This is a genomic window from Streptomyces sp. NBC_00988 (assembly GCF_045162645.1).
GTDB lineage: Bacteria > Actinomycetota > Actinomycetes > Streptomycetales > Streptomycetaceae > Streptomyces.
In genome coordinates this window covers 25,211-51,353 of sequence record NZ_CP108730.1, presented here as the reverse complement: position 1 = coordinate 51,353, position 26,143 = coordinate 25,211, and the positions used below count along the sequence as shown (strand labels likewise).

Annotated in this window: 24 protein-coding genes; 10 read left to right on the top strand and 14 right to left on the bottom strand. The window is 68.3% G+C overall.

Annotated features, from left to right (window positions below; translation table 11 throughout):
• Position 1: 1 nt before the first annotated feature.
• Positions 2-334 carry a WhiB family transcriptional regulator gene (locus OG496_RS00240; protein ID WP_405976526.1) on the bottom strand — a complete coding sequence of 111 codons (333 nt, stop codon included), beginning with the start codon at positions 332-334 and terminating at the stop codon, positions 2-4.
• Positions 335-1,235: 901 nt separating this feature from the next.
• On the bottom strand, positions 1,236-2,588 hold the full coding sequence (locus OG496_RS00235; RefSeq protein ID WP_405969001.1) for an XRE family transcriptional regulator: 1,353 nt from the start codon (positions 2,586-2,588) through the stop codon (positions 1,236-1,238).
• 215 nt (positions 2,589-2,803) lie between these two features.
• Here OG496_RS00235 and OG496_RS00230 point away from each other — a divergent pair, with 215 nt between their 5' ends.
• From OG496_RS00230 to OG496_RS00210, 5 genes are all read left to right on the top strand, one after another.
• On the top strand, positions 2,804-4,009 hold the full coding sequence (locus tag OG496_RS00230; RefSeq protein WP_405969000.1) for a radical SAM protein: 1,206 nt from the start codon (positions 2,804-2,806) through the stop codon (positions 4,007-4,009).
• Positions 4,006-4,296, top strand: coding sequence for an acyl carrier protein (locus tag OG496_RS00225; protein WP_405968999.1), 291 nt, complete (start codon positions 4,006-4,008; stop codon positions 4,294-4,296). Before OG496_RS00230 ends, OG496_RS00225 begins: the two co-directional genes overlap by 4 nt.
• 11 nt (positions 4,297-4,307) lie before the next feature.
• Complete coding sequence (fabV, locus tag OG496_RS00220; RefSeq protein ID WP_405968998.1) at positions 4,308-5,516, top strand: enoyl-[acyl-carrier-protein] reductase FabV; 1,209 nt, start codon at positions 4,308-4,310, stop codon at positions 5,514-5,516.
• Between the two features lie 20 nt (positions 5,517-5,536).
• Positions 5,537-6,673, top strand: coding sequence for a polyprenyl synthetase family protein (locus OG496_RS00215; protein WP_405968997.1), 1,137 nt, complete (start codon positions 5,537-5,539; stop codon positions 6,671-6,673).
• Between the two features lie 436 nt (positions 6,674-7,109).
• Positions 7,110-7,700, top strand: a complete 591-nt coding sequence (locus OG496_RS00210; protein WP_405968996.1) for a hypothetical protein — start codon at positions 7,110-7,112, stop codon at positions 7,698-7,700.
• On the opposite strand, the gene OG496_RS00205 is transcribed toward OG496_RS00210, so the two are convergent.
• Positions 7,618-8,448, bottom strand: a complete 831-nt coding sequence (locus OG496_RS00205) for an IS5 family transposase (protein WP_405968995.1) — start codon at positions 8,446-8,448, stop codon at positions 7,618-7,620. The genes OG496_RS00210 and OG496_RS00205 overlap by 83 nt on opposite strands.
• Before the next feature lie 683 nt (positions 8,449-9,131).
• Between OG496_RS00205 and OG496_RS00200 the strand changes: the two genes are divergently transcribed.
• Positions 9,132-10,058 carry a hypothetical protein gene (locus tag OG496_RS00200; protein ID WP_019067335.1) on the top strand — a complete coding sequence of 309 codons (927 nt, stop codon included), beginning with the start codon at positions 9,132-9,134 and terminating at the stop codon, positions 10,056-10,058.
• Between the two features lie 239 nt (positions 10,059-10,297).
• Here OG496_RS00200 and OG496_RS00195 read toward each other — a convergent pair whose 3' ends face one another.
• The 3 genes from OG496_RS00195 to OG496_RS00185 form a co-directional block, all read right to left on the bottom strand.
• Complete coding sequence (locus OG496_RS00195; RefSeq protein ID WP_405968994.1) at positions 10,298-11,134, bottom strand: tyrosine-type recombinase/integrase; 837 nt, start codon at positions 11,132-11,134, stop codon at positions 10,298-10,300.
• Positions 11,125-12,444, bottom strand: a complete 1,320-nt coding sequence (locus OG496_RS00190) for a hypothetical protein (protein ID WP_405968993.1) — start codon at positions 12,442-12,444, stop codon at positions 11,125-11,127. Before OG496_RS00190 ends, OG496_RS00195 begins: the two co-directional genes overlap by 10 nt.
• Positions 12,445-12,509: 65 nt before the next feature.
• On the bottom strand, positions 12,510-13,490 hold the full coding sequence (locus OG496_RS00185; protein WP_405968992.1) for a tyrosine-type recombinase/integrase: 981 nt from the start codon (positions 13,488-13,490) through the stop codon (positions 12,510-12,512).
• Positions 13,491-13,755: 265 nt separating this feature from the next.
• Between OG496_RS00185 and OG496_RS00180 the strand changes: the two genes are divergently transcribed.
• The gene (locus OG496_RS00180) at positions 13,756-14,130 is read left to right on the top strand and encodes a hypothetical protein (protein ID WP_329304350.1); all 375 of its coding nucleotides are present in this window, start codon (positions 13,756-13,758) and stop codon (positions 14,128-14,130) included.
• 32 nt (positions 14,131-14,162) lie between these two features.
• On the opposite strand, the gene istB is transcribed toward OG496_RS00180, so the two are convergent.
• The gene (gene istB, locus OG496_RS00175) at positions 14,163-14,933 is read right to left on the bottom strand and encodes an IS21-like element helper ATPase IstB (RefSeq protein ID WP_138359593.1); all 771 of its coding nucleotides are present in this window, start codon (positions 14,931-14,933) and stop codon (positions 14,163-14,165) included.
• Complete coding sequence (gene istA, locus OG496_RS00170; RefSeq protein WP_405968991.1) at positions 14,930-16,348, bottom strand: IS21 family transposase; 1,419 nt, start codon at positions 16,346-16,348, stop codon at positions 14,930-14,932. Before istA ends, istB begins: the two co-directional genes overlap by 4 nt.
• Before the next feature lie 207 nt (positions 16,349-16,555).
• Here istA and OG496_RS00165 point away from each other — a divergent pair, with 207 nt between their 5' ends.
• Together OG496_RS00165 and OG496_RS00160 are read left to right on the top strand one after the other, a co-directional pair.
• Entirely contained in the window at positions 16,556-16,786 is a 231-nt protein-coding gene (locus OG496_RS00165) for a hypothetical protein (protein ID WP_405968990.1), read from the top strand.
• A 73-nt stretch (positions 16,787-16,859) separates the two neighbouring features.
• Positions 16,860-17,720, top strand: a complete 861-nt coding sequence (locus tag OG496_RS00160; RefSeq protein ID WP_405968989.1) for an IS5 family transposase — start codon at positions 16,860-16,862, stop codon at positions 17,718-17,720.
• 82 nt (positions 17,721-17,802) lie between these two features.
• On the opposite strand, the gene OG496_RS00155 is transcribed toward OG496_RS00160, so the two are convergent.
• Together OG496_RS00155 and OG496_RS00150 are read right to left on the bottom strand one after the other, a co-directional pair.
• A complete protein-coding gene (locus tag OG496_RS00155; RefSeq protein WP_405968988.1) occupies positions 17,803-18,708 on the bottom strand; it encodes an oxidoreductase in 906 nt (301 codons plus the stop codon).
• Positions 18,709-19,441: 733 nt separating this feature from the next.
• Positions 19,442-19,822 carry a hypothetical protein gene (locus tag OG496_RS00150; RefSeq protein WP_405968987.1) on the bottom strand — a complete coding sequence of 127 codons (381 nt, stop codon included), beginning with the start codon at positions 19,820-19,822 and terminating at the stop codon, positions 19,442-19,444.
• 488 nt (positions 19,823-20,310) lie between these two features.
• Between OG496_RS00150 and OG496_RS00145 the strand changes: the two genes are divergently transcribed.
• Positions 20,311-21,579 carry a hypothetical protein gene (locus OG496_RS00145; protein ID WP_405968986.1) on the top strand — a complete coding sequence of 423 codons (1,269 nt, stop codon included), beginning with the start codon at positions 20,311-20,313 and terminating at the stop codon, positions 21,577-21,579.
• A gap of 97 nt (positions 21,580-21,676) precedes the next feature.
• On the opposite strand, the gene OG496_RS00140 is transcribed toward OG496_RS00145, so the two are convergent.
• The 4 genes from OG496_RS00140 to OG496_RS00125 form a co-directional block, all read right to left on the bottom strand.
• Positions 21,677-22,579, bottom strand: a complete 903-nt coding sequence (locus tag OG496_RS00140) for a replication-relaxation family protein (RefSeq protein WP_405976525.1) — start codon at positions 22,577-22,579, stop codon at positions 21,677-21,679.
• A 460-nt stretch (positions 22,580-23,039) separates the two neighbouring features.
• Positions 23,040-23,954, bottom strand: coding sequence for a hypothetical protein (locus OG496_RS00135; protein ID WP_405968985.1), 915 nt, complete (start codon positions 23,952-23,954; stop codon positions 23,040-23,042).
• Positions 23,951-24,508, bottom strand: a complete 558-nt coding sequence (locus tag OG496_RS00130; RefSeq protein ID WP_405968984.1) for an RNA polymerase sigma factor — start codon at positions 24,506-24,508, stop codon at positions 23,951-23,953. The genes OG496_RS00135 and OG496_RS00130 overlap by 4 nt, the downstream gene beginning before the upstream one ends.
• A 605-nt stretch (positions 24,509-25,113) precedes the next feature.
• Entirely contained in the window at positions 25,114-25,659 is a 546-nt protein-coding gene (locus OG496_RS00125; protein ID WP_405968983.1) for an IS1096 element passenger TnpR family protein, read from the bottom strand.
• Positions 25,660-26,143: the final 484 nt, after the last annotated feature.

The window sequence follows — 26,143 nt, the reverse complement described above, 5'->3', positions numbered from 1 at the left end:
ATCAGCAGGCCTCGTCCAGCACCTGGACCAGCCCGCTCGCCGGGGCAACGGAACGGGTCTGCTGATCGTGCTCCGAGCGGGCGGTCTCCAGCAGGCGCTGCCACGAAGTCACGGTCGGCCGACGGCGCAGAAGTGCCCTTCGATCACGTTCCGTCATCCCGCCCCAGATGCCGTGCTCGATGCGCTCGTCCAGGGCGTAGGCCAGGCATTCGGTGCGCACGGGGCAGCCGGTACACACGGCCTTCGCCCGGTTTTGGGCGGCTCCCACGACGAACAGTTCGTCCGGGTCGGCACTCTTGCACAGCCCGCGTTCGCCCCAGTCGGAATCCGTTATCACCTCGGCACCGTCCCCTCCCTGATTCGGCCAGCAGCAACGCCCGGCTACATGCGGCAGGCACGTGACAGTACGTGAGCCCGGTGCTGCGCGTTCAGCAGCGCAAGAGAGCCCAACTCCTTCGAGTGACGCGGACTTGTTACAGGCTGAGCCGGGGCTGTAATGGCGATTGAAGCGGGGATGCCGTCGGTGAACCCCTCGCTCGCTGTCCGGACATTGCAAGGCGCGGCGACTCAGGGCATTTTGGGGGCGTGCTCAATGACGGCCACGAAGCATCGACTGGCCTCATTGCGCCCGCGCCTGGCCCGGAAGATGTCGTACGGTGGGCCAACCGACGCGGGGTGGAGCAGCTCGGTAGCTCGCTGGGCTCATCCTTCGCTCGGCGGACGCCCAGAAGAGCACCTTGGCGGGGATATCGCTTTGGCACCCGGCCGCGCATCGCAGGAAGTCCAGCTCCCCACGGAACAGTTCGACCGTCCTCGCGACCTCGTGGTCCTGGATCAGGAGGAGTGCTCGGGTGTCAATTTCCGCCCCGCAACGGCTGCATTGCACGCATTCACGTTACGTGCTGCCCACCGTCCGCGGTGGAAAGGCTCATAATCCTGTGGCGGATCGCTCCGGGAGGCCCGGTCCCTAGGCCTGCCTGAAGCGGGTCTGATGTGCCCAGCGCTCAGACAACGAGGTAGGCGCCGACCGCAGGGCCCGAGAACGTCAGCAACTGGCGGGGATCGCGCGGACTCGGTCAGCGCCCTCCACACCGGCAGCCCGGCCAGGTCCACGACCCGGATGATCCAGTCTCAGCCATGGGTGAGCGCTGGTTTCATCGGTCAGCCCGGAGGCCCAGCCGACGAGCTGACCGATGAAAAGGGGAGTCCGCACCTGAGCGCGGGGAGCATGAGCCTCACCCAGCTGCGGGGAGGGTGGTCTGTGCGTACTCGCGAAGGGCTGTGACCGCGGGGTGGGTGCGGTGCGCGGCGATGTGGTCGACGGCGGTGCGGACGACGGTGATGCAGCGGCCGGCGTCGGTTGCGAGGGCGGTGTCGAGGGCGGTGCGCGCGTCGGCGGCGGCCGCGTCGAGGTCGTGTTGGGCGAGCGCCGATTCGGCTCGGTAGGCCAGGGCGAGTGAGCGGGTTCGTTCCCGGGAAGGCGGCAGCAGTGCCACGGCCTGGGAGAGGGATTCCTGCGCAGTGCGGGTGCGGCCGAGGGCGAGCCAGCACCGGCCGGAGTCGATCGCGACATCGGCCTGCGACATCCAGGACGCCCAGGCCGGTGTCGTACCGGGCTGCGCGCGGTCGAGGTCGTTCTCGGCCGTGATCAGGGCGTGGCCAGTGCCGCGTTCGTCGCCGGCGGTGGCGAGCGCCCCGGCGCGGCGCAGGTGGAGCACGGCGCGGGCGGCGGGTGAGCGGGTCCGGGACTGCGCGGTCTCCAACAGGGTGACCGCGGTGGTGGGCAGGTTCAACCAGGTCGCGAGGTAGGCGAGATCGGAGAGGATTCCCGCGCCGAGGTCGCGGTCCGCGCTGGTGTGTGCGGCGTGGAGGGCGGCGATCCAATGTGTTTGGGCGGCGGCGTGCTCGCCCTGGTCGAAGTGCAGCCATCCGGCGCACTGGGCTGCCGAGGCCGTGACCTGGTGCAGTCGGCGTTCCGTGGCGTGGTCGTAGACGGCGTTGTCGATCAGCTGGATCGAGGTGCGCAGCAGGGAATGGACGAGGTCGGTGCACTCGGGGGCGTTGGTGTTGGTCATGGCGCGCAACTCGTCGGTGCGGGTCTCCAGCCAGGCCAGCAGCGTGCCGTCCACGCGCCGCCCGTGCAACGCGCCGAGCAGCCGCCCGGGTTCGACGGCCGCCCACTGCTGGCCGACACCGGTCAGGGCCGCGGCGCCGACGGCGAGGAACGCCCGCCGGTCGGGGCGCTCGGGGTGCTGCAGGGCCACCAGGACCTCCCTGAGAACGGCGCGGGTGCCGTCCGGTTCGAAGCCGTACGGGATGTCGTAGGCGGGCAGCCACCACGGCCAGCCCATCGTCCGGACCAACTCCTGGTCGACACCGAGGAGTTCGGCCAGGAGCATCTGGTAGTCGCCGTCCGGGGCGTGGACCCGGCCTGACTCCCATTTGTAGACGCGGTCACGGTCGGGGTTGAGGATCATGCCGTGCCGGGCCGCGGCGAGATGCAGCTCGCGGGCGAGGCGTTCCATGCTCCAGCCGAGCCGGTGCCGGACGTACGTGAGCGGATGCTGCTCCAGCCGCGAAGCGCGCACCGGCTCCCCCCTCCGATTGATGCCCTGTCAGCTCTACCGTGGCCTGCCCCGGCTCGCGGGGCAAGTACGGCCGCCCGCCTGCTGGAAAGGGCGGGCAGACAGCGGGCATACAGACCTGTGCCCGGGCCGGGCGGGAGGCTGGCCACCGGCACGCTCCCCCGTGCCGTCCCACCTCTGGAGGCCAGGGCGCGGCTGTGCCCGGCGAGGAGTCCACTGTGATCAAGGAAGGGCAGCACCTGTTCGTCGAGGGCCGCGGACCCGTCGTGCCCTACCAGGGCAAGTACGCGGTCAAGGTGCCCGACGTGTTCGAGCGGGTCCGGGCCCGCTGGGCGGCCGCCGGCGTCGACACGAGCGCGCCGTACCTGCCGATGCGGATCGAGATGGAGCTGACCACCAAGTGCAACGACGCCTGCCCCTCGTGCGGGATGGGCGCGCTCCCGCTCGCGGACGGGCGGACCCTGACCGACGGCCAGATCTCGTTCCTGCTGCGGCAGTTCACGGCGATCGGTCTGCCGAGTATCGCGATCACCGGTGGTGAGCCGTTCACCGCGCCCCGGGCCCTGCTCCGGCTCATTTCCCAGGCCCGTACGGCCGGGATCGACATCTCCAAGCTGACCACGAACGGTGTGTGGGGCACGGCACGGCGGTGCGGTCCCGAGTTCGAGCGGCTGGAGAAGGCGGGCTTCTTCGGCAACGCGCTGTTCGTGCCGCTGCTGATGCTGTCGATCGGCGAGCAGACCACCCCGCTGGAGGACGTTGCCCGGATCATCCACCACGCGGTCACCCACTACAGCGACCGCGAGCTGAACGTCGCCGTGTCCTCGCTCGCCGACCCGGCGCGACGGGATCACCGGATGGACGCGCTGCTCGCGGTGTACGAGGCGGCGTACGGGGCGTTCCCGCACGAGCGGGTGCACTCCACGATGCGTGTCTACCTGGTCAACGAGCGGCTGGAGGACCAGGCGGCCGTCCACCGTCCGGGTACGACGCCGGTGGCGAAGTGGATGGACCACTGCTTCGACTGCTTCGCGCCGACCGTCGGCGCCTACGTGCTGCCCACGTCCCTGCTGAAGCAAGACGGCTGCTGGTTCTCGTGCGCGGCCTTTAACGTCCCCGATCAGCTGTCGTTCGGGAATCTGCTGCGCGAGCCCGCCCGGACCGTCCTGGCCCGCGCCAACGAGTCCGCCTACGTCGCGCGGGTCCGCGCCGGCGGCGGTTTGAAGGCCTTGCACGGCGTGGTCCCGGCCGAGTTCACCCAGCACACGCCGTGCACCTCGTTCTGCGATTCGTGCGCGTTGCTGATCGGCCAGCACGACAAGGCCACCGGGGAGACCACGGGACACCCGACCACGGCGGTGATCCCCGCGCACGCCCTCCTCACCCGCACCCGTGCCGCCCAGACCGACGGGACGCCGCGATGAGCCAGGACACGACTGTCAGGGCGGCCGGGACGGGTGACGACGCCAGTTCCGGGGCGATCGTCACCGACGTCATGGTCACCATCACCGGACTGCCCCCGGAGGTGTGCGCGCGGCCTACGGCCGCCCTGGCGAACGACCTGGGCGTGGACAGCCTGCAGCTGCTGGAGATCGTGGAAACACTCCAAGGCCGCCTCGGCATTGTTGTCGCCGACGAGGTGACAGCGCGTGTTCGCAGCGTTGCAGACTTGCAGGATGCGGTCGCCCGCCTGATGGCGCCCGCCTCCTGAAGGGACTTCTCGTGACCGAACGCGTCATCGCTCCCCGCGGCCGTGGTTTCCTCTTCCTCGACTCCCACCCGGCCGGCTGCGAGCGGATCGTCACCGACATGTGGCAGGCGATCCCCACCCCGGCCGAGCCTCCCGCGAAGCAGCCGGTCGCGCTGGTGATCGGTTCCTCGGCCGGGTACGGGCTGGCGGCCACCCTCGCCGGGATCAAGCGGGCCGGGATCCGGGGCATCGGCATCAGCTTCGAGAAGGCGCCGACCGAGCGTCGTACCGGCACGGCGGGCTGGTACCGCACGGCGGCCACCGCCCGGCTCGCGGCCGAGGCCAGCAGCGACTGGGTGTTCCTCAACGGGGACGCGTTCGGTGACGAGTTGAAGGAGCAGGTCGCCGATCTGATCGGGCAGCGGTTCGGCGGCCGGCTCGACTACCTGGTCTACTCCGTGGCCGCGCCCCGGCGCACCGATCCCGACACGGGAACCGTCTACACGTCCGTTCTCAAGCCGATCGGTGAGCCCTACCGCACCAAGACGCTCGTCTTCGAGGACGGACGGCCCGAGATCCGCGAGGTCGAGACCGGACCGGCGGGCGGCGACGACATCGAGCAGACCACCGCGGTGATGGGCGGCGCCGACTGGGAGCGCTGGATCACCCACCTCGCCGACCGGGACCTGCTCGCCGACGGCTTCACCACGGCCGCCCTCTCTTACATCGGCTCCCCGCTCACCGCGGCGATCTACCGCCAGGGCACCATCGGCGCCGCCAAGGCCCACCTGGAAGCCACCGCTCGTACCCTCGACGAGCGCCTCGGCAAGCTCGTCGCCGGCCGCGCCCTCACCTCCGTCAACGGTGCCGCCGTCACCCAGTCCTCCACCGCCATCCCCGGCATCGCCCTGTACGTCGGGCTGCTGCGCGGTGTACTCGGCGATCGGCTCATCTCCCCGGCTGGCCAACTCGCCGAACTGTGGGACCAGTTGACCGGAGCCACCGAGCTGGTCCTGGACGACGAAGGCCGGGTCCGCCTGGACACCTGGGAACTGGCGGACGACGTCCAGGCCCAGACCGCCGAACGCTGGGACCAAGCCACCACCGACAGCATCAGCACCCTCGCGGACCTCGACTGGTTCACCGGCGAGGTCCGCCGCTTGTACGGCTTCGACGTGGCCGGCGTCGACTACGACCAGCCCGCCGAGACCGCGATCCCCTGGCCCAACCCCACCACCTGACCCCCTTCTTGGAGGATGCCGTGCGCCTGCCCACCGATTCCGACCTCGTCCAGTGGCAGCTCGACCTGGAATCCGTCCTGACCCATCTCGCCGACACGGATCTCCGGCAGGCCACGGCCCGCATCAGCGATCCCGCCGTCCACGATGCCGCCGCCGTGTACATCACCCGGCCCAGCAAGCGCCTCCTCGGGATGGCGTTCCTGCACGCCGCCCACACCCTCGGTGTGACCGTGCACGACGGCGACCTGGTCGCGGTCGCCGCCGCCTTGGAGGTCCGTCACGGCGGGATCCTCCTGCACGACGACATCGTCGACGGCGACACCCAGCGCGGCGGCCAGCCCACCGCCCACCATGCGCTCGCCGGGCCGTTCGGCTCCGAGGCGGCCAGCGCCGCGCTCTTCGCCGGCGACGTCCTCGCCGGGATCGCCCCACTGCCCATCCTGCGCAGCGCGCTCCCGTCGGGCCTGCGGGCCCGGCTGACGGAGATCGTCCAGCGCACCACGGCCGAGGTCGCCTCCGGACAGACCGAGCAGCTCCACCTCGATGCCGTGCAGGACCCCCAGGCGGTCACCCAGGACACCATCCTGCGCGTCCACTCCGGGCAGTTCGCTCCCTACCTGCTGTGCTCCCTCCACCTCGCCGCCGCCCTCGTCGAACACGACAACACCGTCCTGGAGCGCATCACCGAGGCCGGGCTCACGCTGTGCCAGGCGTTCCAGGTCCAAAACGACCTCGCCGGGTTCCGTGAACTGGCCCGCGTCCTCGGCAGCGAGGAGCCGATCGACTCCGTCCTGACGCTGGCCAACACCTCCGACCTCGCCCGCCGGCGGCGCACGGTCCTCGTCCGCGCCGCCCTCGACCACCTGCCCAGTGCGGACCGCGACCGCCTCCTTGCCTACCTCAACGGTGCCGACGACGACCTCACCGCCATCACCCGGCTCATCCACGACAGCCGCGCCGAGGACATCTGCGCTGGCCTCGTCATCGACCTGCAGATCCAAGCCCGCGAACGCATCACCACCGACCCCCACCTGCCGGCCCCGGTACGCACGGCGCTCTCCGCGACCTTCGGCTACATGACCGCCCTCTACGACCCCGCCTCCCCGACCAGCCGCCTTTACCTGCAGGCCCGCCCCGAACTGCAGTCAGCCGCCTGACGTCGGTGGGAGAAGGCTGTCCTGGCCGGGGAGGGCGGGCGCGTCAACGGTGTCGGCACGGTGAAGAGAGCGTCGACCGCCCGTGACACCCCCCGCCCGCCGCGGCATGGCACCTCGCCGACCGGTCCCTGCGCTCATCGCCCAGGCGCTGGAGGAACGCTTAGAAGCTGTGTCTGAGGCTTCCATGACAATCGTCGAGGCTCAGGTTCAATCAGCGCTCCGACCGTGCCGACGAATCGAGGTCAGCTCTGAGGAAAAGCCGATATGTGGCGTTTCCATTGGCCTCCGTGGCCGTCCCAGTAGACGGTGACGGTGCCACCGTCGAGGTCCGGTGCCGCTAAGTGCGTTGTGGCAAAGGGAGTCCCTGTTCGGTGAGCAGGGGCTTCTTCGTGTGGGGGGCGTGGTCGCGGAGAGGTAGGGGCAGGCAGCGGGCGGCTTGTTGTTGATCGAGGAGGTCGCGATGCCGTCGGTGCTGGGGTTGATGGAACAGCGTGAGGCGCGGGCGAGGCGGGATCTGGAGTCCTGGACAGAGGTCCTGGAGCAGGCTCAGGCGGAGGTGGATGCCGCGCGGGAGCGAGTCGAGCGGGCCCGGGTGGGGCGTGAGGAACTCGTGTCGGTGCTGGCCGAGGAGAGCCCGGTGAGTTCGCCGGTTTCCGTGCCGTCCGGTGGTGCGGTGGTTACCGCTGTGGGATCGAGTGGCTCCGGGGCGGTGCATGGCGAGCAGCCGCCGGTGTGGCGGTCGGGCATGGGTGAGGAGGTGCTCAGCGGCCTGTATGGGGAGGTGTTCGCCGCGGTGGTGGCCGCTTCGGGGCCGGTGAGTGGGGTGGAGCTGGCGCGGGCGGTGGGCCGGGAGGCGGAGACAAAGAACGAGGTGGAGAAGATCCGTCACCGTGCCTATGTGCTGGAGAGGCGGGGCTGGCTGGTGCGGGAGAAGGACGGACGGTTCACGCCCGCGCCCGGAGCAGTCGGTCGGGACGTTTCTCCGGCCAGTGCGGAGCGTCCCCGGCCAGGCGCCGGGACAGCCTGATCACGGCGGCCCACCACACCATCTGCTGGTGGTGGTCGGCACGGCGTTCGTGGTCGCGGTTGAGGCGGCGTGAGCGGGAGAGCCAGCTCAGCGTGCGCTCCACCACCCATCTGCGGGCCAGTATGACAAATCCGCGCTGCCCGTCGGATCGGCGCACGACCTCGACCCGGACCCCGTGGCGGGCGAACGCCTTCGCCAGCGCCGGACCTTGGTAGGCGCTGTCGACCCACACCAGTTTCAGCAGCCGGCCCGGCTGCTCCATGAATGTCTCCAGCAGCGCGGGGGCGGCCTTGGAGTCGTGGACGTCCGCGGTGGTCACGGTGACCTCCAGGAGCAGGCCCTCGGTGTCGGTCAGGACGTGGCGCTTGCGCCCGTCGCGTGATTTACCGCCGTCGTATCCGCGACTGTCCTCGCCGACGGTCTCGGAGGCGTCCACCGACTGGCTGTCGATGATCCCGGCACTGGGCTCGGCATTGCGGCCCGTGCGCTCCCTCGCCGTCCGGCGCAGGCGCTCGTAGAGTTCCCGTACGTAGTTGTAGGTCCGCCAGCGGCGGAAGAAGTCGTAGACCGCCCGCCAGTACGGGAAGTCGACCGGGACGGCCATCCACTTCACGCCGTTGTCGACGAGGTAGCGCACAGTGTCGAGCATCTCGCGGTGGCAGTGCGCCTCCGGGCGACCACCTCGTTTGAGCAGCCAGGCCGGTACCGGCATCGCGGAGCGGACCTCGGCCCATTCCCCGTCCGTCATGTCACTCGGATAGCACCGCGCCCGCCGCCCCGGAGCGATCGAACCGAACCTGTGCACGTAGCAGTCACACTCCGGAGTGGCCGTGATGGACGCGGGCGCAGCGGAAATGGTCAACTGTCCGGACAACGGGTCTCCTTGACCGTGACGGGCTTCAACAACCACGTCACTACCGGGAGGCCCGTTTCTTCATGCCCGCGACCCCACCGGCACCTCTGTCCGAATGATCACCCGCGCCGCACACATCGAACAGGGACTCCCTTTGCCACAACGCACTCAGCGGTGAAGGTGTAGAGGGCGGCCCAGGGCTCGTGGGGAACGCGTCCCGCAGGTCACGTTCCGGCGGGGTCAACTCGTCGTAGGAGAGCGCCTGTTCAGGATAGTGATCTCCTCTCGCCCTCTCCTGGGAGGGCCAAGGTTCTGGGGTGGTCAGAAGTGATCCTCTCTGCCAGGCTGGGCGGCTCGCGCGTCGAGAACGTGGAAACGGGGAGCGGCAACGGGTCGGACCCCGGGTGGCGTGCAAAGGAATCAGAGGGAGCGCAGCAGTGAGCGGTATGAGTTCTGAGAGCGAACAGCGGCAGCAGCCGAGCAGACGTGGAATTCTGCGAACTGGGGCGGGGATCGCGGCCGTTGCGGCGACGGGTTCAGCGTTTTCGCTCGGGGCGGCGGGGTCGGCGGCGGCGTCCGTGCCTTCCTCCAAGCATTTCCTGCTGTCCGGCGCCGGAGGGAATCCGGTCTGGCGGGCACCGCTGCACCAGCCGACCTGGGCCATGCAGTCGTTCGCCTTCGACAGTGTCAACAGCCACATCTACTTCGCGCAGCACCGGATCGGGGACAGCACGGGTCACAACGGAGATCTGTGGATCTCCAAGACCGATCTCTCGGGGAACGTGCTGGACATCATGGCGCTGCACGGATTCGGCCACGGTTCGTCGATGGGCGTGGAGTCGACAGGGTCGGGATCGGAACCGTATCTCTGGATCGAAGGCTCCGACTCCGACGACAACGGGGCCGGGGAGAAGCTGTCCCGTTTCCGGTTCGTCGCCGGGCTGACCCTTGACTACTCGGACCATCCGGCAGTCACCATCTACGACCGCACCCCGACGATTTCCAGCTTCGTCAAGCTCCCCCGGCCGGCGATCGACACGTACAGCAACCGACTCCTGATCCGTTACGCGACGGACGCGACCGCCAAGCGTCTCTGGCGACTCGCGGTGTTCGACATGGACGACGCGGTGGCCGGACGGCTCAGCGACGGCTACCGGCTCGTAGAACGGGCGATCCCGAACAACGGCGAGATCCCCGGACTCGAAGACACCGACTACTTCCAGGGCATCGTCTCCTGCGGGGAGTACGCCTACCTGACCTACGGCCGCGCGAACAACACCTCGTACCTTGTCACTCTCGACCTGAACGACTCGGGGGCTTCGGTCTACGACGTCTTCGAGACGAGCGCCGGGGCGTCGCTGCCCGGCCGCGAACCGCAGGGCATTGCGACCTGGATGGTCTCGGGCCAGCCGCGACTGGCCTTCGGCTTCTCGTCGAAGACCGCAGCGAGCCCCGACGACCTTCTCGACGCCAGCGTCTTCTACAAGAGCGACTTCATCAGCTGACGAGCGCCACCGGCCAGGACAGTAGGCGGCTCGTCTTTCACTCGCCTTGGGGGACGGGCCGCGTACATCACGGTCAGGCCGAAAGGGGCCCGTTGTGTCCCAGAAGCCAGAGACCCCCCGCAGGTCGAATGCGGGGGGTCTCTGCTTTTCCGGCCTGCCTAGACGGCGAGAGGCAACCTGCTTGCCGTCGACTGCTCAGCAGGCGGGTAACGGGAAGGTCGTGCCATGACTCGATCCTTTCACGAAATCGAGTCTCCATTCGAACCGGGGCGGTTCAAGTGCTCATGCTGGCACGAGGTTCCGTAGGGCCGTGCGCAGTCGCCGAGTTCCAGCTTGCGGGTGTGGAAGTGTTCCTGGAATTCGCGCCATTCGTCGGGCGTGGGTTCGCGGTATTCCTCTGCGGGCCGTGTCGCTCGCCGCTGGTCGAGGAAGGCGCGATAGGAGCGGATCAGGTCCTCCTGGAACACAGCCAAGTACGCTTCCGTGGTGCTCGTGCTGGTATGGCCGAGCAAACGGGCGGCGATATGGACGGGGAGCCCGCCGGCGACGGCCTCGGTCGCGAAGATTCTTCGGAAGTCGTGCGGCGTGAAGTGCAGGGGCTCGCCCGTCTGGTCGGTGAGGGCGGCTCGGGCCAGGGTGTCGTTGAGCAACTGGTAGAGCATGTTCGTGCTGATGACGTCCCGTTTCCAGCCGATCCTGCGTTGGAAGAGGTGTGGCAGCGGCGGCCCGGTGACCAACTCGTGGTAGTCGTAGCGTGCGACGACAGGGATCTTGCCGGCGTTGTCTCCGCGGAGCCGGGTGATCACGGTGGCGAGGACGCTGGCGAGCTCGGGGCCGACCAGCAGGAGCCGTTCCTCGTTTCCCTTCGACGGGATGATCTGCAGCAGGGGCACGATCTCGCCGGTGTCGGGGAGCTGGTAAGAGACCAGCGCGAGGTGCGTGATCTCCAGCAGTTCCTCCAGCCGCACGCCTGTGTGCCGGAGCGTTTCGATGATGGCCCAGGCCCAGAACGCCTCGTCCTCGTCGCGGGTGACGTCGAACTGCTCCGCCGTGGCCATGTCCTCGATCAGCACCATCTCAGGCCGGTACTGAAAGCGCTTCTTGGTTCGGTCCTCCCGGCGGCTGATGCGGCGATATCGCCGGCCTCCGTGATCGAAGATCTCTCCGACGGCAGTGGCCTGGGCTGCGGCCAGCAGTTCCTTCTGCGTGGTGTGATGGGCTTCGGTGGTATCCACCAGCTCGGGGAGCCGGGGCAGCCGTTCGCGCACCCGCTGGTGCATCCTGGCCCGGACCTTCTTCTTGACCTTGGTGAACCCGCCGGTGTCGGCCTTGCGGACGGGACTGGGGACCGCCCAGGCCGCCCAGCTCGGCTCCTCCAGTGCCCACGCTGGATATCCAGGTAGAAGGCCCGGACTCCGGTCAGCACAGCAGTCCGGGTCTGGCGGGGAATGGGGTCCTTGCCCTCCCGGGTGATGAATCTGATCCGTTCCTTCCACGCCTGGGCAACCTCCGTGGGCAGGTCCAGGGTGTCGATGCCCGGGTGGTGCTTCTCGATGTCGGCCGAGAAAGCGCCCACCAGCTGGCTCGCCAGGTGTTGAAGCGAGGTGTAGTCGAGGCTCGGGCGGCGTTCCTCCAGATAGCGGACCAGGACATCGCGCACCGGTCGGCACTGGATGCTGTACCGGTCCACCATGGCCGCTGTGGAAAGCTGTCCCCGCGCCACTGTCCGGCGCAACGGCAACACGTCGGACAGCAGACCGGCGTCGCACATCAGGTCCCAGGCGGCGTGAAGCCCTGCGGGCGCCTTGGCGAAGGTTTCCCTGCTCCACTCGTGGTAGGCGATCAGGTCCTCGGCGGTGAGCCGGTCGAGATCGCGGCCGGTCCGGAAGGCGACCTTCACCAGGCTGTTCTCGGCCGTGCTCAGCTGGCTGGGGATCATTGCCCGGGCCAGGCCGGCCTGGCGGATCCTGTCGAACTGCTCGGCACCGAACTCCTGCTTGGCGTGGCGGTAGAGCCCCGAGGTCCGGTAGCCCTGCAGGAATTCGTAGCTCGGCCGCACCACCCTGGCAAGGAGCACACAGCCCAGGCCCTCCGCCGTCATTGCCCGCCGGGGCGCCTCGGCGGACCCGTATTCGGCCGTGACGAGGTCGATCCAGCCCCAGTCAAGGCCGCTGTCAACACCGGAGACGAGCCACCGTTCCTGCCAGCCGTCCCCGGGGAAGGACAGCAGCCAGTGGAGGATTCGGGCGGTCCCGCGCGACCGATCCGCGCGCTTGCTCCTGCTGCGCCTGCTCGTTGCCGGCGGGAAGGTCGTCAGCGACGGCAACAGCTCCAGAACACCCTCGACCGAGAGGCCATCGAACGGACCGCGGTCGGCAGTGAGCATCCGCTGGTGATCGAGGGAATCTCGTGGCGAGGGAGTGGAATCCGCTTGTCTGATGCTGGTCACGGTCATCGCGGAAGACCTCCGAACAGCACGGCCAGATCGTCGGCCTCGTAACCGACGGCAACCGGTGGCGGGGCCTGCTGAGCTCGGAGTTCACGCTCGGCCAGGTGTTCGGCGACGCGGCGGATCACCACTGCTTCGTCTTCCAGGAGGTAGACGTCCGCGGTGGTGCTCAGGTGTGCGTGACCGAGGATGGTCTGCACGTCGAGCAGTGTCAGGTTCTTGTCCCGGCTCATGCGCAGGGCGGCGGCATGCCGGAGATCGTGCATCGTGTAGTTGGTGCCAAGGACAGCGTTGATCCGGCGGAACACGGCCCGCAGGGCTTCGTAGTTCATCGGCTGAAGCCGCAGTCCAGCTCCGCGGTCACGGCGTCGAAGTGTCCACCAGATCTGGTCGTTCGGCTCCAGTGGGGCGAGTTCCGCCAGGTAGAGGCGGAGCCAGACGAAGGAGTCCGGGCTGGCCGGCAGCCATTGCGCATCGTCGCTGCCCTTGCGGCTGACTTGTACCAGTTGGTCGCCCCAGTCCAGGTCGACGCCCCGGATGCCGAGTACCTCGCTGGCCCGGGCCGCGTTGCTGATGTCCAGGGAGAGGATCGCGCGGTCCCGGTTGGAGCGCAGGGCGCCGAAGAGGTCGTTCCACCGCTCGTCGGGGATCTCGCGCGGTCTGGCCTTGGGAATCTTGGGGTTGTAGCGGATCCGGCCTTCGGGCTTGAAGGGGTCCAGCGGATTGTGGTGAGCGTGCGGGCGGCTGCCCCTGCGATCGAGCGGCACCGGGTTGGCCAGCGGGCCGTGCCCGGTCTCGATCCAGAACTCGTAGAAGCTGCGGACGACCGCGTTGCTGTGCCGGATCGTCCGGGGCTGGTACTGATCTCCGGGGTTCCGCTTGCGGGTGATCTGGTTGACCGTCCCCGCGGTGGACGCTGACTTCGTCCGCGGCGAGTTGCGGGGCTTGGTCGTCTGCTTCAGCCAGAGCACCAGGTCCCGCACTTCCGTCGACGTGGCCCTGTCCCACTCGACCTGAACAACGCGCAGCCACCGCCACCACCGCAGCAACGCGTACGCGTAACTGCGTACGGAGCCGGGCCTGTTCCGGGCGACAAAGTCCCGCAGGTACCGCCGAACAGGCTCGACTGTCGGCGTACGACCTAAGCTCCCCAGCCGCGTACGGGTGAACGTCCCCAGCTATGTCGCGGGAAGCAGCACGGCTGAGATCTTGGTTGAGATCGTCAGGCTGGCCGGAGACACTCGCACGATGAGTCGTAGCGCATCGCCCGGATCGGTCGAACGAGGTTGGGACGGGCCGTGGTATCGGGTTCGCGCGGACGACTTCGAGGCGTCGTTCCTGCCTGGCCCGGACGAGGAGTTGGAGGCGGTGTGCAACGTCGATGTCTTCGTGGACCTCAAAGACGGCTCCCGGTGGAGCGCGACTGTCTTCACGGTCGCCGAAGTCGAACGCTTGATGGAGACCTGGGCAGGAAGCGGCGAGGCTCTCGGCGGCCGTTACTTCTGGGTCTCGGACGGCCTGATCGTCCGGGATCCCGGCATCGACAGCATGACCGATGTGATCGCCGGGCTGATCGAGACCGACGAGTTCTCCACGGTCTTCCAGCGACTCGAAGACGACTGATCGTGCCCCGGCCGCCGAGTCGACGCGGCCTGTCAGGCCACGTCTGTGTCCCGTTCGATGGCCTTGAGCCGGTTTTTGAGCCGGTAGCTGGGTCCGTTGATGGAGATCACGTCGCAGTGGTGGAGGAGGCGGTCGAGGATGGCGGTGGCGAGGACTTCGTCGCCGAACACCTGTCCCCATTCGCTGAAGGTCTTGTTCGAGGTCAGGATGATCGAGCCCTTTTCATACCGCTTTGAGATGACCTGGAAGACCAGGTTCGCTTCTCCGCGTTCGAGGATCTCGTAGCCCACCTCGTCGACAACGAGGACGCCCGGCCGGAGGTAGGTGCCGAGCTTGTTGGCCAGGCGCCCGGCGGCTTCGGCGGCTTTGAGGTTGCGGACCATGTCGTCGAGGCTGGTGAAGTAGACCGAGTAGCCGGCCCGGCAAGCGGCAACGGCGAGAGCGACGGCGATGTGTGTCTTGCCCACCCCCGGCGGGCCCAGGAGAGCCGCATTGGCCTTGGCCTCGACGAACGAGAGGGTGGCAAGGTCCTTGACCTTGCGCGGGTCGAGGTCGGGCTGGAACGAGAAGTCGTACTCGTCGAGCGTCTTGTGGTGCGGCAGCCGGGAGAGTCGCAGTCCCTGGCGGAATCGACGGTCGTCACGGACGGCCAGTTCCTCGGAGAGGACCAGGTCGAGGAAGTCGAGGTAGCCCATCTTCGCTTCGTCGGCCCGGCGGGTGAACTCGTTGATGGTTTCCGCGAGGTGGGGCAGGCCGAGCTTGCCGGCCGTAGTGCGGATGCGGTTGCCGGTCAGCTCGCTCAAGACGACTCCTTCGTCGGGGAGTTGGTGGTGAAGGGCCGGGTGCCGGTCAGCTCGTCATAGACCGACAACGGTCGGCGCCCGACCTCGATCCGGGTGGCCGCGGCCCTGTTCAGCAGGGCCTGCAAGGGGCCGGTCTCCTCGCCCCGCGGCCGTTCTTGACGAGGCCGGACCGGGATGTCGCCGGTGGTGGTCCGGCGTCCCTGACCGGTGGGCAGGCCGTCCCAATGGGACTCGTCGACGACACGGGCACCGCGGCCGATCGCCCGGGGATGAGCCGCCAGCAGCGTGCTTCCGTGGACACCAGCGAGGGTGGCATGCAGCATGACCTGGGATTTTGTTGCCCGGATCTCGACCAGCTGCCGCGGGCGGACCCTGCGGGCCGGCACCGAGTAGAGGTTGCCGTCGAAGGCGACCAGACAGTCCTTGCCGACGTGCCGCAGCTGCCGTTCGGCCACCAGATACGGAGTCGGCGGCAGCGGTTTGAGAGCCGCGTGATCCCGCGCCGCCCGTTCCGCGATGACCTCCCGGTGCGTCTTGTGGATCTGGGCCCGCCGCACGGGCACCCAGGAGGTGAACGCGGCGTCCATCTCCTCGACGGAGGAGAAGGACCGGCCGGACAGGACGTGGTCGCGGACGATCAGGACTTGTCGTTCGACCCGGCCCTTGCCCTGTGGGCGGTAGGCGGCCAGGACGTCGATGTCGAAGTCGTAGTGGCCGGCGAAGCCGACCGCTTCCGGATGCAGCGGGACCGCCTCGCCGGGGGCGACGTGTCGGCGGACCACAGTCTTGGTCCGGTCGTAGACGATCGTCATCGGCGCCCCGCCGAAGTGCGCGAATGCCCGGCGGTGGCAGTCGAAGAACGTCCGCAGGTCCTGGCTGGTGGTGAAGCAGCAGAACGGATCCCGCGAGTACGAGAGCGTCATGTGGAAGGAGTAGACCTTCGCGACGCCCATGTGGGCGAGGATCTTGCCCTCATCTCCCCAGTCCACTTGCGCTTGGGCCCCTGGGATCACCTCGAACCGGCGGTGGATCCCCGCCAGTTCCTTGGGCGTGATCCCGAGTTCCTCGGCGATCCTCGGCCGGGCCGTCTGAACGTAGAGCTTGACCCGCTGATAGTTCCCGGTGAAGCCGTACTCCTGGGCCAGTCGCTCGTGGATGACCGCGGCCTTCATCAGGATCTCGGCCCGGAGCATCGAATCGATCAGCGGCCCGAACTCGTCGATCACCCTTGCCCGCGACCGCCCGCTCGGCGATCGCCGCGGAGGGGTTGCCAGCCCCGGTGCGGAGAGGTACTTGCGGACCGTCTTGCGGTCCAGACCGGTCTCCCTGGAGATCTCCGACAGGCTCATCGCCCCGGACTCCAGCAGGCCGCGAAAGCGCCGAAGCTCCAGCCATCGCTGCGGATCCAAGACCACTGCCAGCCCCCTCCGCCGCCCGTATCGACCCAGCAGCAGAGTGCCGAGCAGCAGGTCTCACCGCATCAGCAACTGTCCCTTTTCATCCGTACGAGGCTGGGGACGTTCACGTGTACGCCGACAGCCGCCACCGAGCGCACCCGCGCGCAGGTCCACACCGGGCTCGCGCACCTGCGCATGGTGGCCGCGGCGAAGGGGCTTCCGCCGGTGACCTGGGACAAGACGTGGGGCTACCGGATGCTGGAGGACGCGCCGGAGGTCTGGATCGGCTACGAGCGGGCGTTCTTCGAGTCCGTCCACCACCGGGTGGAGAACTTCATCGCTGGGATTCTCCTGCCGCACCAGAAGAAGAAGCCCGACGATCCCTATATCCGCACGGTCATGGCACAGATGGGCGCGATCGAGTCCACCCTGCACCTCCTCGCCAACCTGGAGTGAACCGGAGAAAGGCAACGGGCCGCGACCGCCCCGCAGTTGGCCCCTTCTTCAGGTCGCGGCCCGGCACCCCGTCATGCTGCTAACCCGCTACCACTACCCCTCCGACACCAGCGACGTCGAATGGGCCCTCCTGGGACGGCTCCTGCCCACCCCCGCCTGCCAGACTCCGAAAGGCGGGGCCCCGGAGAAGTGGCCCCGCCGCCGAGTCGTCGACTCGATCAGGTACATCACGGATAACGGCGCGAAGTGGAGGGCGCTGCCCGCAGATTTCGGCATCCCGTGGCGCACGGTGTTCGGGTATTTCGCCCGGTGGGCGAAGGTTGGCGCACTCAAGCGGATCCTTGACCAGTTGCGTCGGCGGCTGCGGCTGCGCCGTCGGCGCTGTGCCTGGCCGGTCCGGGTGATCGTGGACTCCCAGTCCGTCAAAGGTGCGGAGACCGTGTCGAACGCGACACGCGGATACGACGCGAACAAGCACATCAACGGCAGGAAACGACATCTCATCGTTGACCAGGACGGCCTGCTCGTCGACCTGCTCGTCACCCCTGCCGACGTCCAGGACCGTGACGCGGCCCGCACCCTGCTCACCCGCCTCCACGCCGAGCACCCCGAAGTCGTTCTGGTCTGGGCGGACAACGGTTATGGAGGCGAGGAGTTCAGCACCTGGGCCCAGAACACCATGGGCATCACAATCATGGTCCAAGGGCTTCGTACTGCTGCCGAAGAGGTGGGTGGTGGAACGGTCAAATTCGTGGACGATGCGGGCCCGGCGCAACGCGAGGGACTACGAACGCCTGATGTCCCACGCGGAAGCGCACATTCAGTGGGCCTTCGTCACCCTCATGTCGCGCCGTCTGGCCCGTCCCCGCCGCCAGACCAAGGCGGTCCCGGCCACCCTCGCAGCCGCCTGAGGACCAAGGATGGCGATTCCTGAAAGCGACCAGGGGCACTCCTCGCCCCACTCGGTCTGGTTCTCAGCGGACTGGGGAAGTTCACCGGGCATCGCGAGCAGAGTCTCAGATGGTGCCCTCGTCCGGCTTGTCGAGGAGAGCCAATTCCTCTTCGGTCAGGCGCAGGCTTCCGGCGGCGATGTTCTCCGCGAGGTGTGCCGGGTTCGTGGTGCCGGGAATGGCCAGCACGTGCGGACCGCGGTGGAGGGTCCAGGCGAGGCGTACCTGGGCCGGCGTCGCGTGGTGGGCGTCGGCGACGGAGTGGACCCGCGCATCACGCTCCTGGTCTGCGGCCGCTTCGCGCCGCAGGCCGGAGACCGCGAAGAACGGGACGAAGGCGATGCCCTGTTTCCCGCACAGGTCCACCAGCCCGCTCTCGTCGGCACGGCGCCAGTCCAGGCCGTAGGAGTTCTGCACGCAGACCACGGGCGCGATCTTCTGGGCCTCGGCCACGTGCTCAGGCAGGACACCGGAGAGCCCGAGGTGCCGGACCAGCCCGGCCTCGCGCAGCTCGGCGAGGGCGCCGAAGTGCTCGGCGATCGCGGCCGTGCGGGGGCCGCCGACGCGCAGGTTCACCACGTCCAGGCAGTCCCGGCCGAGCTGGCGCAGGTTCTCCTCGACCTGGCCGCGCAACTGGTCGGGGCGGACCGTGTAGAGCCACTCGCCGGAAGGATCGCGCGCCGGGCCGACCTTCGTCACCACGACCACATCGCCGGACCAGGACGAGAGTGCGCGGTTGATGAGCTCGTTCGCGGACCGCAGTGGTGAGAAGTAGAAGGAGGCCGTGTCGATGTGGTTGACCCCCTGCTCGAACGCGCTGTGCAGCAGGCCGACGGCGACATCGCGGTCGACCGGCATGCCGTCGGAGTTGCCCATCATCCCGTTGCCCGTCAGCCGCATCGCGCCGTAGCCGATGCGATTCACCTCCAGGTCCCCGAGCTTCCAGGTCCCTGCTGCCGCTGCTGCGCTCACTGTGCTCCTTCACCCGTCGGTTCGTCAGGTCCCGGAGTATGGGGTCCCCACGGTGTGCTGCGACAGGTCAACGGTCTGGGCGAAACGTCACATCCCCATCGGGAACTCACCATCGCCGCAAAGGCGTTGGACCTGGCAAGAGAGCATCGGTCGGGACGAGCTCTCAGACCTTGTGCCGCTGTTCTGCCGAGGCGGCAGACGATGGTGGCTGCGTCCAGCGCGGCCGGGCAGGGCGATCACGACCTCATCGGTCGGATGGGGCTCAGACGAGCGAAACGGAACGCGACCTGCCACCCGCGAGCAACGAGTGGGAAACGAGGCGAGCATGTCCGTCTCGTCCCTGAGTACAGGGTGGGGATATTCAAAAGGCCCCATCACCAACGCCCCACCGCTGCCGTTCGGAACAGCGACCATCGACGCCCAGCCGAACGGCAAACGGGATCACTATCATCCTTCCTGCCTCGTGACCTGCGCAAAGAGGATGTGACACAGGCACTGACGGGCACTCAGCTGCGTCCTGGGTACGGATAGGAGCCTGTGTCTGAACCCTGGCGCGCCGCAGCCGATGGTCATGGCATGGAGGCAGGTCCGGGCCGGATGGATGGATCGGGCGAGGCCGCTGCCATCGCCCCTGCGGTCCGGATCCCGGCTCCCGGAGGGGGATTCCGAAGCATCGTGCCACGCGGCGGGGCCGATACCGCTGTGTGCGATACCGGCCCCGGGGCCTTGGGTGTTACGGGCGGTCGAGATTGATGGAGTTCACGGGGGTCAGGTCGACCCAGTAGGCCACGCCAGGTGCCATGTCGAAGTCGCAGTTGACGCCGTTGTAGCCCTTGCAGAGGTGGGCGTGGGCGCCGCCGGTCTGGTTGTTGTAGACCCAGTGCCAGCCGTACTGGCCGCTGAGGTTGTGGGCCCCATAGCTCCAGTACGTGTTGGTGGGGCTGGTCTGGCTGTTACCTGGGTTCACACCTTCCGGGAAGATGCACACCGCTCCGGAGGGGCAGGTGCCCCAGGAGTCGGCGGCGGGCTTCGCCTCCGCCGTGCCGACGCTCAGCACGGCTGCGGCGACGGTCGCGATCGCGACGGCGGTGGCACCTCTGATGCTCTTGCGCATGATCGTTTCCTCCCCTTCGGCGCCCTTGGTCAGTAGGCGCGGCAAAAGCCTATGGGCGCAGTGGGGGCACACTCCAAGACTTCGATCCAGTTCGAAACGTCGGTTCGGGCGGGCCATGAGCATCAGGGCGGTGGGGCTGCGCGAGGCCCACGAACACCACCTGCCAGAGATCGCCCTCGCCGCGCTCCGTTGAGGTGACCTGTTCGAGTGACCCACCCAGAAGGGCTTCAACTCGGGGGAAACGAGGCGACATAGGCCCTGCGCGCGATCCTGTCCGCCCACCGGTTCCGGATCGCGGACGGCTCTCTGGGCGAGGCTCCGCTGGCCCTGGGGCTCACCTGCACCGACGGGTGAGCCCAAGGCGGCTTTGGCCGGCGGTTGTTGCGGCAGCGGCCCGCCTTGACCACGCGTGCTCGGGCGCGGGACGGTCAGTGCGTAACTAGGCGCCGTGCTGGCAGCGTGGCCACCCCGTCCTCCAGTATCGGGGCGTGGATATCTGGTTCCGATTCATCACCCGTCGTCAGGCGGAACAGGAGAACGAGAACGAGAACGCCTGGCGCCGCTACGTCCTCCTGCGGGTCCACGAGATACCAGGGCTCACCGCACAGGAGCGCGGAGCGATTACCCCGGCCGCCTACCATGCCTGCTCGGACGGACAGTTGCCGCTGTGGAGCCGGGAACGACGCGCTGCCGCCGCCATCGCGTTCACGCTGCTGTTTGCTCTCACGGGCTGCGCCAGTCTGCTCTGGTTTGTTAACAGGGGCGTCCGCACCGAGTTGGGCAGCTGGCTCGTGTCCCACGTGCCGGCGGAGGGCCTGGGTATGTCCGTCCGCACCCAGGCGCTGATCACCGTCCCGCTCATCGGCCTCGGCGCCCTGCTCATCCGCTTCAGCACCTCCATGCGAATACTGCGCTCCGCCCTCGGCGACGGTAGCCGGGTCACCTGGGGCCTTCCCTACGCGACGGTCCCGCTGCTGGCTGTCATCCTCGTGGGCGGTCCATGGGCCGCGGTGACCATTGCCGACGTCTACGCTTCATGGCCCACTGGATGGAACATCCTCATCGCCCTGGCACTCGTGTTCGGCGGGGTGCTGGTCCGCGTGATGGTGGTCGGCGACGGCTGGATACAGTCCGTCCGCCCGGCCCCGTGGAACCGTAGCGATGACGAAGCGATCCGATCCCTCTTTTTGAGCACGGTCAACCTGTACCGGTCACGCGACGACTGGGACAGACCTTCGGAGATCGCCTACCTGCGCAACCACATCGATGCCGGTGCCCGCCGGGTTGAGAACAACCGAGTACCTCTCCGTGCGGTCCGCTTCCGCGAGCGCGGACTGCGCACCGAAATCCGCCACAAGCACGGCAAGCTGGCCGAACAGCTCCGCCTGCACAGCCGCTCCCTCACTCAGGTCCACTCCCTGTCCGACTACGACCGCATCTGCGACTCCCTGCGGGCGGGGCTGCTCGCCGCAGTCAGATCTGACTGGGACGAACTGCTGCGACACGCACCCGAGCTGACTGCCGCCTCACAGCTTCGGCGTGCCGCCAACAGGCTCACCGGCCCGGCCGTACTCGTCGCGGCGGGGCTCCTCATCCCCCTTCTCCCCGGCGTCGGACCCGTGCCTGGCGACAGCGTACGCATCCTCCTGCTTGCCTCCGGAGCCCTTGCCCTGCTCCCGGCCGCCACCACCGATCTGGCCCGCAGCAACGTCCAAGGCGCGCTGGACAAAGCTCTGTTCAGCAACGACAAGATCTAGGAAGACGGCCGCCGACGGAGCTGACGTTTCCAACAGCACGTCACTGACGCCGGGTCCGGCCACGCCGCGTTCACCATGGCCACAACTGGTCAGCACGTTACGTCTGCCCATGCCCGGACTCGGTCCAGCCAACTCGCCGGTCGGGGTCGTGGATGGGGTGCCAGACGGGTGCGGTGGGGCCGTGGTGGAGGAGGTCGGCGAGCGGTGCTACGAGGACGGGGACGTCGTAGGAGAAGCGGGACGGCGTCAGCAGTCCGGCCCCGGCGCGCAGGGCGGTGATCCGGTTGGCGACACCGGTGGGTCCGGTGGCGTCCAGGACGAACAGGAGGCGGGGGAAGAGCGGGTAGCGCCGCCGCCACTCCTCAACTGCCGCCTCCTGGGGGGTCGGCCGGCGTCCCGGGACCATGGGCACGTAGCGGTGGAGGCGTTCGTAGGCGGTGAGTTTGGCGGCGAGGCGTTCGGGGCCCATGGTGGCCCGGTCGACTTCGACGAAGGCCCGCAGCATCGCCCCGCCTGCGCCGTCGGCGGGGCCGTGCCGGTAGTACAGGAGCGCGTCGGGGATGACGGCCTCGCCGCTCCCGATCGGATGGTGGACCTCGGTCATCCAGTCCAGCGGCTCGCACACGTCGCCGCGGCGGCGGGCGTCCTCGAGGAAGACGAGCGCGGTCTCGGTCACGGTCAGCGCGTGGCTGGCCTTCAGTCGTACGGCGGTGGGGTCGGACACGGTTCTGGAGGGCCGCCTCCCGCGCAGTTCGGGCCACTCGGAGGCGAGTTGCACGCCGTACGCGGTGGGGAACCAGACCCGGGTCCGTCCGGCCTGCGGCAGGGTGATCCGGTCGACCAGCCCCTCACCGCGCAGCCGGGCCAGCCGCCGCCGCGTCTGCTCGATACGCACCTCGGGGGCGATCACCCGGTGCATCTGCCCGGTGGTCGCCATCCGGTACTGCGTCAGCACCCCCAGCGCCAGCCGGTCCCCGCCGCCCACGTCCACACCGATCATCATGAAGTTGCTCGCTTCCCGTACGGTGCAGCGCCGTCCTGCCCGCCGCCGTGTACCGGTCACGGCAGCAGCCGGCCCCGGCCGGAAACCCGACCGTGAAGGCCCGACCACGGTCACGAAGCGACAACACCACCGTGGACCGCGCCGACATCCCCTCCGGCAACCCGGCCGACAACCGTCCGCGCTCTCTGCCGCGCCTGCTCGCAACCCTGCAGGTCACCATGCTGGTTGGGGCGTGGCCGGGAGGCCGACATCCCCTCTACGCCCCCCGAGTCCACGCCCCACAGCAGGAAGAAAGAGAAGTGGGTGGGTGGGACAGGCCCCGGACTGCGAGCGAGGGGACCGGGCGCCGCCGGTGTTCCTCGCGCGCGACGGCCGGGACCGCGCGCGACGGCTGAGCTGAGAGTCGGTTTCGCGAGCAGCCTGGGAGGCCGGGCCTCGCTCGATACCGGAACCCAGTTCACGCGCACGCGAGGTTGTCGGGGATGTTGGTCATGCCGCGTTGGGTGATCACGTAGATTCCTGGTGCGGTCTGGACCGAGTCGAGCTTGAGCAGTTCGATGTCTACGTAGGGCGGCCAGCTTGTGGATGTCTCTGACCACCACAGCCCGTCCAGGTCGACCTCTGCCAGGTTCGCCCGGCGCAGGTCTGCGCCGATGAAGTCGTTCAGGAGGCTCAGGAGCGTCTCGTAATCCATGTGGAGGCTCTCGCTGAGACCAAGGAGAGTGACGACCTCTGTGGTCAGGGCCCGCAGCAGGTCCTGAGCTCGAGCGAGGGCACCTTCCAGGGCCTGGGCGTAGTGCGCGTGACCGTGCTTTTCGACGTACTCGAGCACACACAGCAGGTCATGTGCACACAGGACAGCCTGGGCGGGAAGTGCTTCGACGTCGCAATCGACAAGGAGCGCACGAGTGCAGTTGACAGCCATCATCCGGTCGGTGTCGAACTGGTGATTCGGACCGGGGCCCTGTGGTTCGCACTGGCTGCGGGCTTCCTCCTGCTGCGCCTGCTCTTGGGCGCGTGCGAGAGAGCGGACCGTTGCATGAGACAGGTGCAGGGCGTGCGCGACAGGAGACGTCCGAACAGCCAGGCGGGCCTCTACGGGCACCGCCTCAAGCCACGGGCCGGAGTCCTGGCCCGGATGTGCAGAAGCGGTTTCAACCGGCACGAACCCAGGCGCGTCAATGTTCCCTGCCAGAATGGCCGCCAGTCCTCCCGACAGATCCAGCACGTCTTCCAGCCCGGATTCGAGTTGCGCCTGGTCCCTCTCCAACGAGATCTCACGCAGGCCTGCCTTGAGGTCAAGAAGGTCGGCCAGCTCCGTGTCGAACTGCGTGTTCTGCTTCGCCCACAACCGTTCGAACAGGTCTGTCATCGGTCTTCACGCTCCTCACGCGGTGCCAGGCGAGCAGCAAGCATGAGGCGGGCCTTGCGGAGGCTGGAGCGTACGGTTTCAGGACTGATGCCCAGCTCGTCGGCGATCTCCGTAGGTGAGTGACCGTAGTATTTCCAGGCCATGATCTGCCGCTGGCGGGGAGGGAGATCGGCCAGCAGCCGCAGGAGGTCCTGCTGCTGCTCCCATTCCACAGCGGCGTCCGGTGAGGAAAGGAGCGGGGAAGGCTCTGGAACGTCCTCACAAAGATCCGCTTCGGCGCGGCTGAGGTGCCGGATGAGTTCCCGGGATGCGACCCGCCGCGTCCAGGCCGGCGGGTTGCTGATCTCCGCCCACTTCCGGAACGCCTTGAGCATGGTGTCCTGGGCGATCTCCGCTGCTATCGGCAGACGCGCTCCCTGCCTGACGAGGAAACCGACCAGCTTGGGTGTGAACTCCAGGTAGAAGGCCTCGAATTCTTCGGTGGAGGGGAAGGTGGAGGCGCTCTGGGCTGGCTGTGCCGTGCCCATGGCTTCCCGCGGCTCACGATCACTCATGCTCGCTGCTCCCGTTCACGACCAGACGAAGCCGAGTTCCGTCCCCACACTGTCCGTCGAACCGCCCTCCCTGGGGGAGGGCGTGAGCGATATCAACGAGGTAGGCACCGCGCGCCTGCTCTTGCCGCACGCGCCAGCGAAGGCGAAGCCACAAGGCCAGTGGGCCGGTGGCAAGGCTTCCGACCAGGCCCAGAGTTGTGAAGTCCATACTAGGTAGAGGGCTTTGAGACGGCGAGCGTGAACTGCTCCCCGCAGATTGCCTGACGACAGCTCCCGGAAACGGGAGCCGGACATGCCCCGCAAGGACTGCGCCCGCGTGCGCGAAGGAGAATCACCCGCCCGGGAGCACCACTGCGAGTCCCCACCCAGTCGCCGTGGTCGGGGCGACCATGGACGCCGACCACGACTCCCGTTCGCAGCGCCCACAGCCCGACCACGGCTGCGCAGCGCGGTGGGCCGCGATCCTGGGACTCCTCGACCCGCTGGGGCTCGCCCTGGACGACGGCCAGCGGCCAGTTAGATTTCCCCGCTCGCGGCCACTTCAGCTCCCCACCATGGCCACTTCGATTCCCCACGGGCGGCCACTTCGCGTACGCAGCGTGAGGTCATCCTCGGCGGCGCTCTCCCCACCACGGCAGGATCGGAGGCAGGTCACTGAGTCCGCGGGCGGGCCGCTTCGGCATCGGAGACTCCCCATCGTCCCCGTCCCAGCGGCGTGCGTACTGGTCCGGAAGACTGCCCCAGCCCCAGTATGGAACCGGGTGGCCGGGCACCTCTCCGAGTTCAGCAAGGGGATCGATGCGCTTTTCCGCCACCGTGCACAGGTGGGCCCAGTCGTCGCCCATGTCGAAGACGTAGGCGAACTGCTCGCCGGCTTGCAGCCTGCTCAGCTTGGTGGCATGGCCATCCATGGTGGCGTCGGGGGCCTCGTCGTGCCACCAGTCCAGAGGGCTGACCCGGGTGCCGTCGGACAACGTGAACAGGTGCAGATGGGCCAGGTCCCAGCGGCCGAAGGCGACATCGATGGCCGTGGCGAACTCGGCGAAGGAATGCGAGCGCGCGGCGGCGAAGACGCGGCCGGGGCGGGGCCACAGGTCTGCACCGTGCCCGGAGACCAACTCCACCCGGATCGACAGCCAGGTCCGTGCCACGATCACAACCCCTTCATCCGCCAGGTCCCCGAGCCTGCACCAAGGCTACTGAGTGTGACTGCCAGATGGGGAATCGAGCTGGCCGTACGTGGGGAATTTTCACTGGCCGCCGACAGACGTCCTGGACCTGGCCGTGCGCGCGACCAGCGACCAGCGCTGACGCCTGCGCAGTTCCGCCCGGTCAGTCGCACCACCAGACCGCACACGCCGTGCAGCGCCGCGGTGACCAGCACCTCGAAGCCCTCGAATAGCACGTCCTGCCAAGAGATTTCATCATGGCCCATGCCCTGGACGTCGACACCGGCGAGACGATTCAGCCGACACCAGCAGAACGTGACGGAGCGTCAGAGACGCCGATTTCCGTCCAGGCACACCCCGGCTCACGGATCCGATTCGAACAGCCCTTTCATCGACCGTGACGGCTCCCCGTGATCGCTGACAGACCCACGATTCACCCGTCGTCGACGCACAGAAGCAGGGTTTC

Coding starts and splice junctions, on each gene's coding strand:
- OG496_RS00205 (WP_405968995.1), bottom strand. CDS start 8,448: ATGACGGACGGGGAATGGGCCGAGGTCCGCTCCGCGATGCCGGTACCG.
- OG496_RS00150 (WP_405968987.1), bottom strand. CDS start 19,822: ATGCGCAAGAGCATCAGAGGTGCCACCGCCGTCGCGATCGCGACCGTC.
- OG496_RS00130 (WP_405968984.1), bottom strand. CDS start 24,508: ATGAGTGATCGTGAGCCGCGGGAAGCCATGGGCACGGCACAGCCAGCC.
- OG496_RS00135 (WP_405968985.1), bottom strand. CDS start 23,954: ATGACAGACCTGTTCGAACGGTTGTGGGCGAAGCAGAACACGCAGTTC.
- OG496_RS00140 (WP_405976525.1), bottom strand. CDS start 22,579: ATGATCGGTGTGGACGTGGGCGGCGGGGACCGGCTGGCGCTGGGGGTG.
- OG496_RS00180 (WP_329304350.1), top strand. CDS start 13,756: ATGAGTCGTAGCGCATCGCCCGGATCGGTCGAACGAGGTTGGGACGGG.
- OG496_RS00160 (WP_405968989.1), top strand. CDS start 16,860: ATGCTGCTAACCCGCTACCACTACCCCTCCGACACCAGCGACGTCGAA.
- OG496_RS00225 (WP_405968999.1), top strand. CDS start 4,006: ATGAGCCAGGACACGACTGTCAGGGCGGCCGGGACGGGTGACGACGCC.
- OG496_RS00190 (WP_405968993.1), bottom strand. CDS start 12,444: ATGCTCACTGCCGACCGCGGTCCGTTCGATGGCCTCTCGGTCGAGGGT.
- OG496_RS00195 (WP_405968994.1), bottom strand. CDS start 11,134: ATGGTGCTGATCGAGGACATGGCCACGGCGGAGCAGTTCGACGTCACC.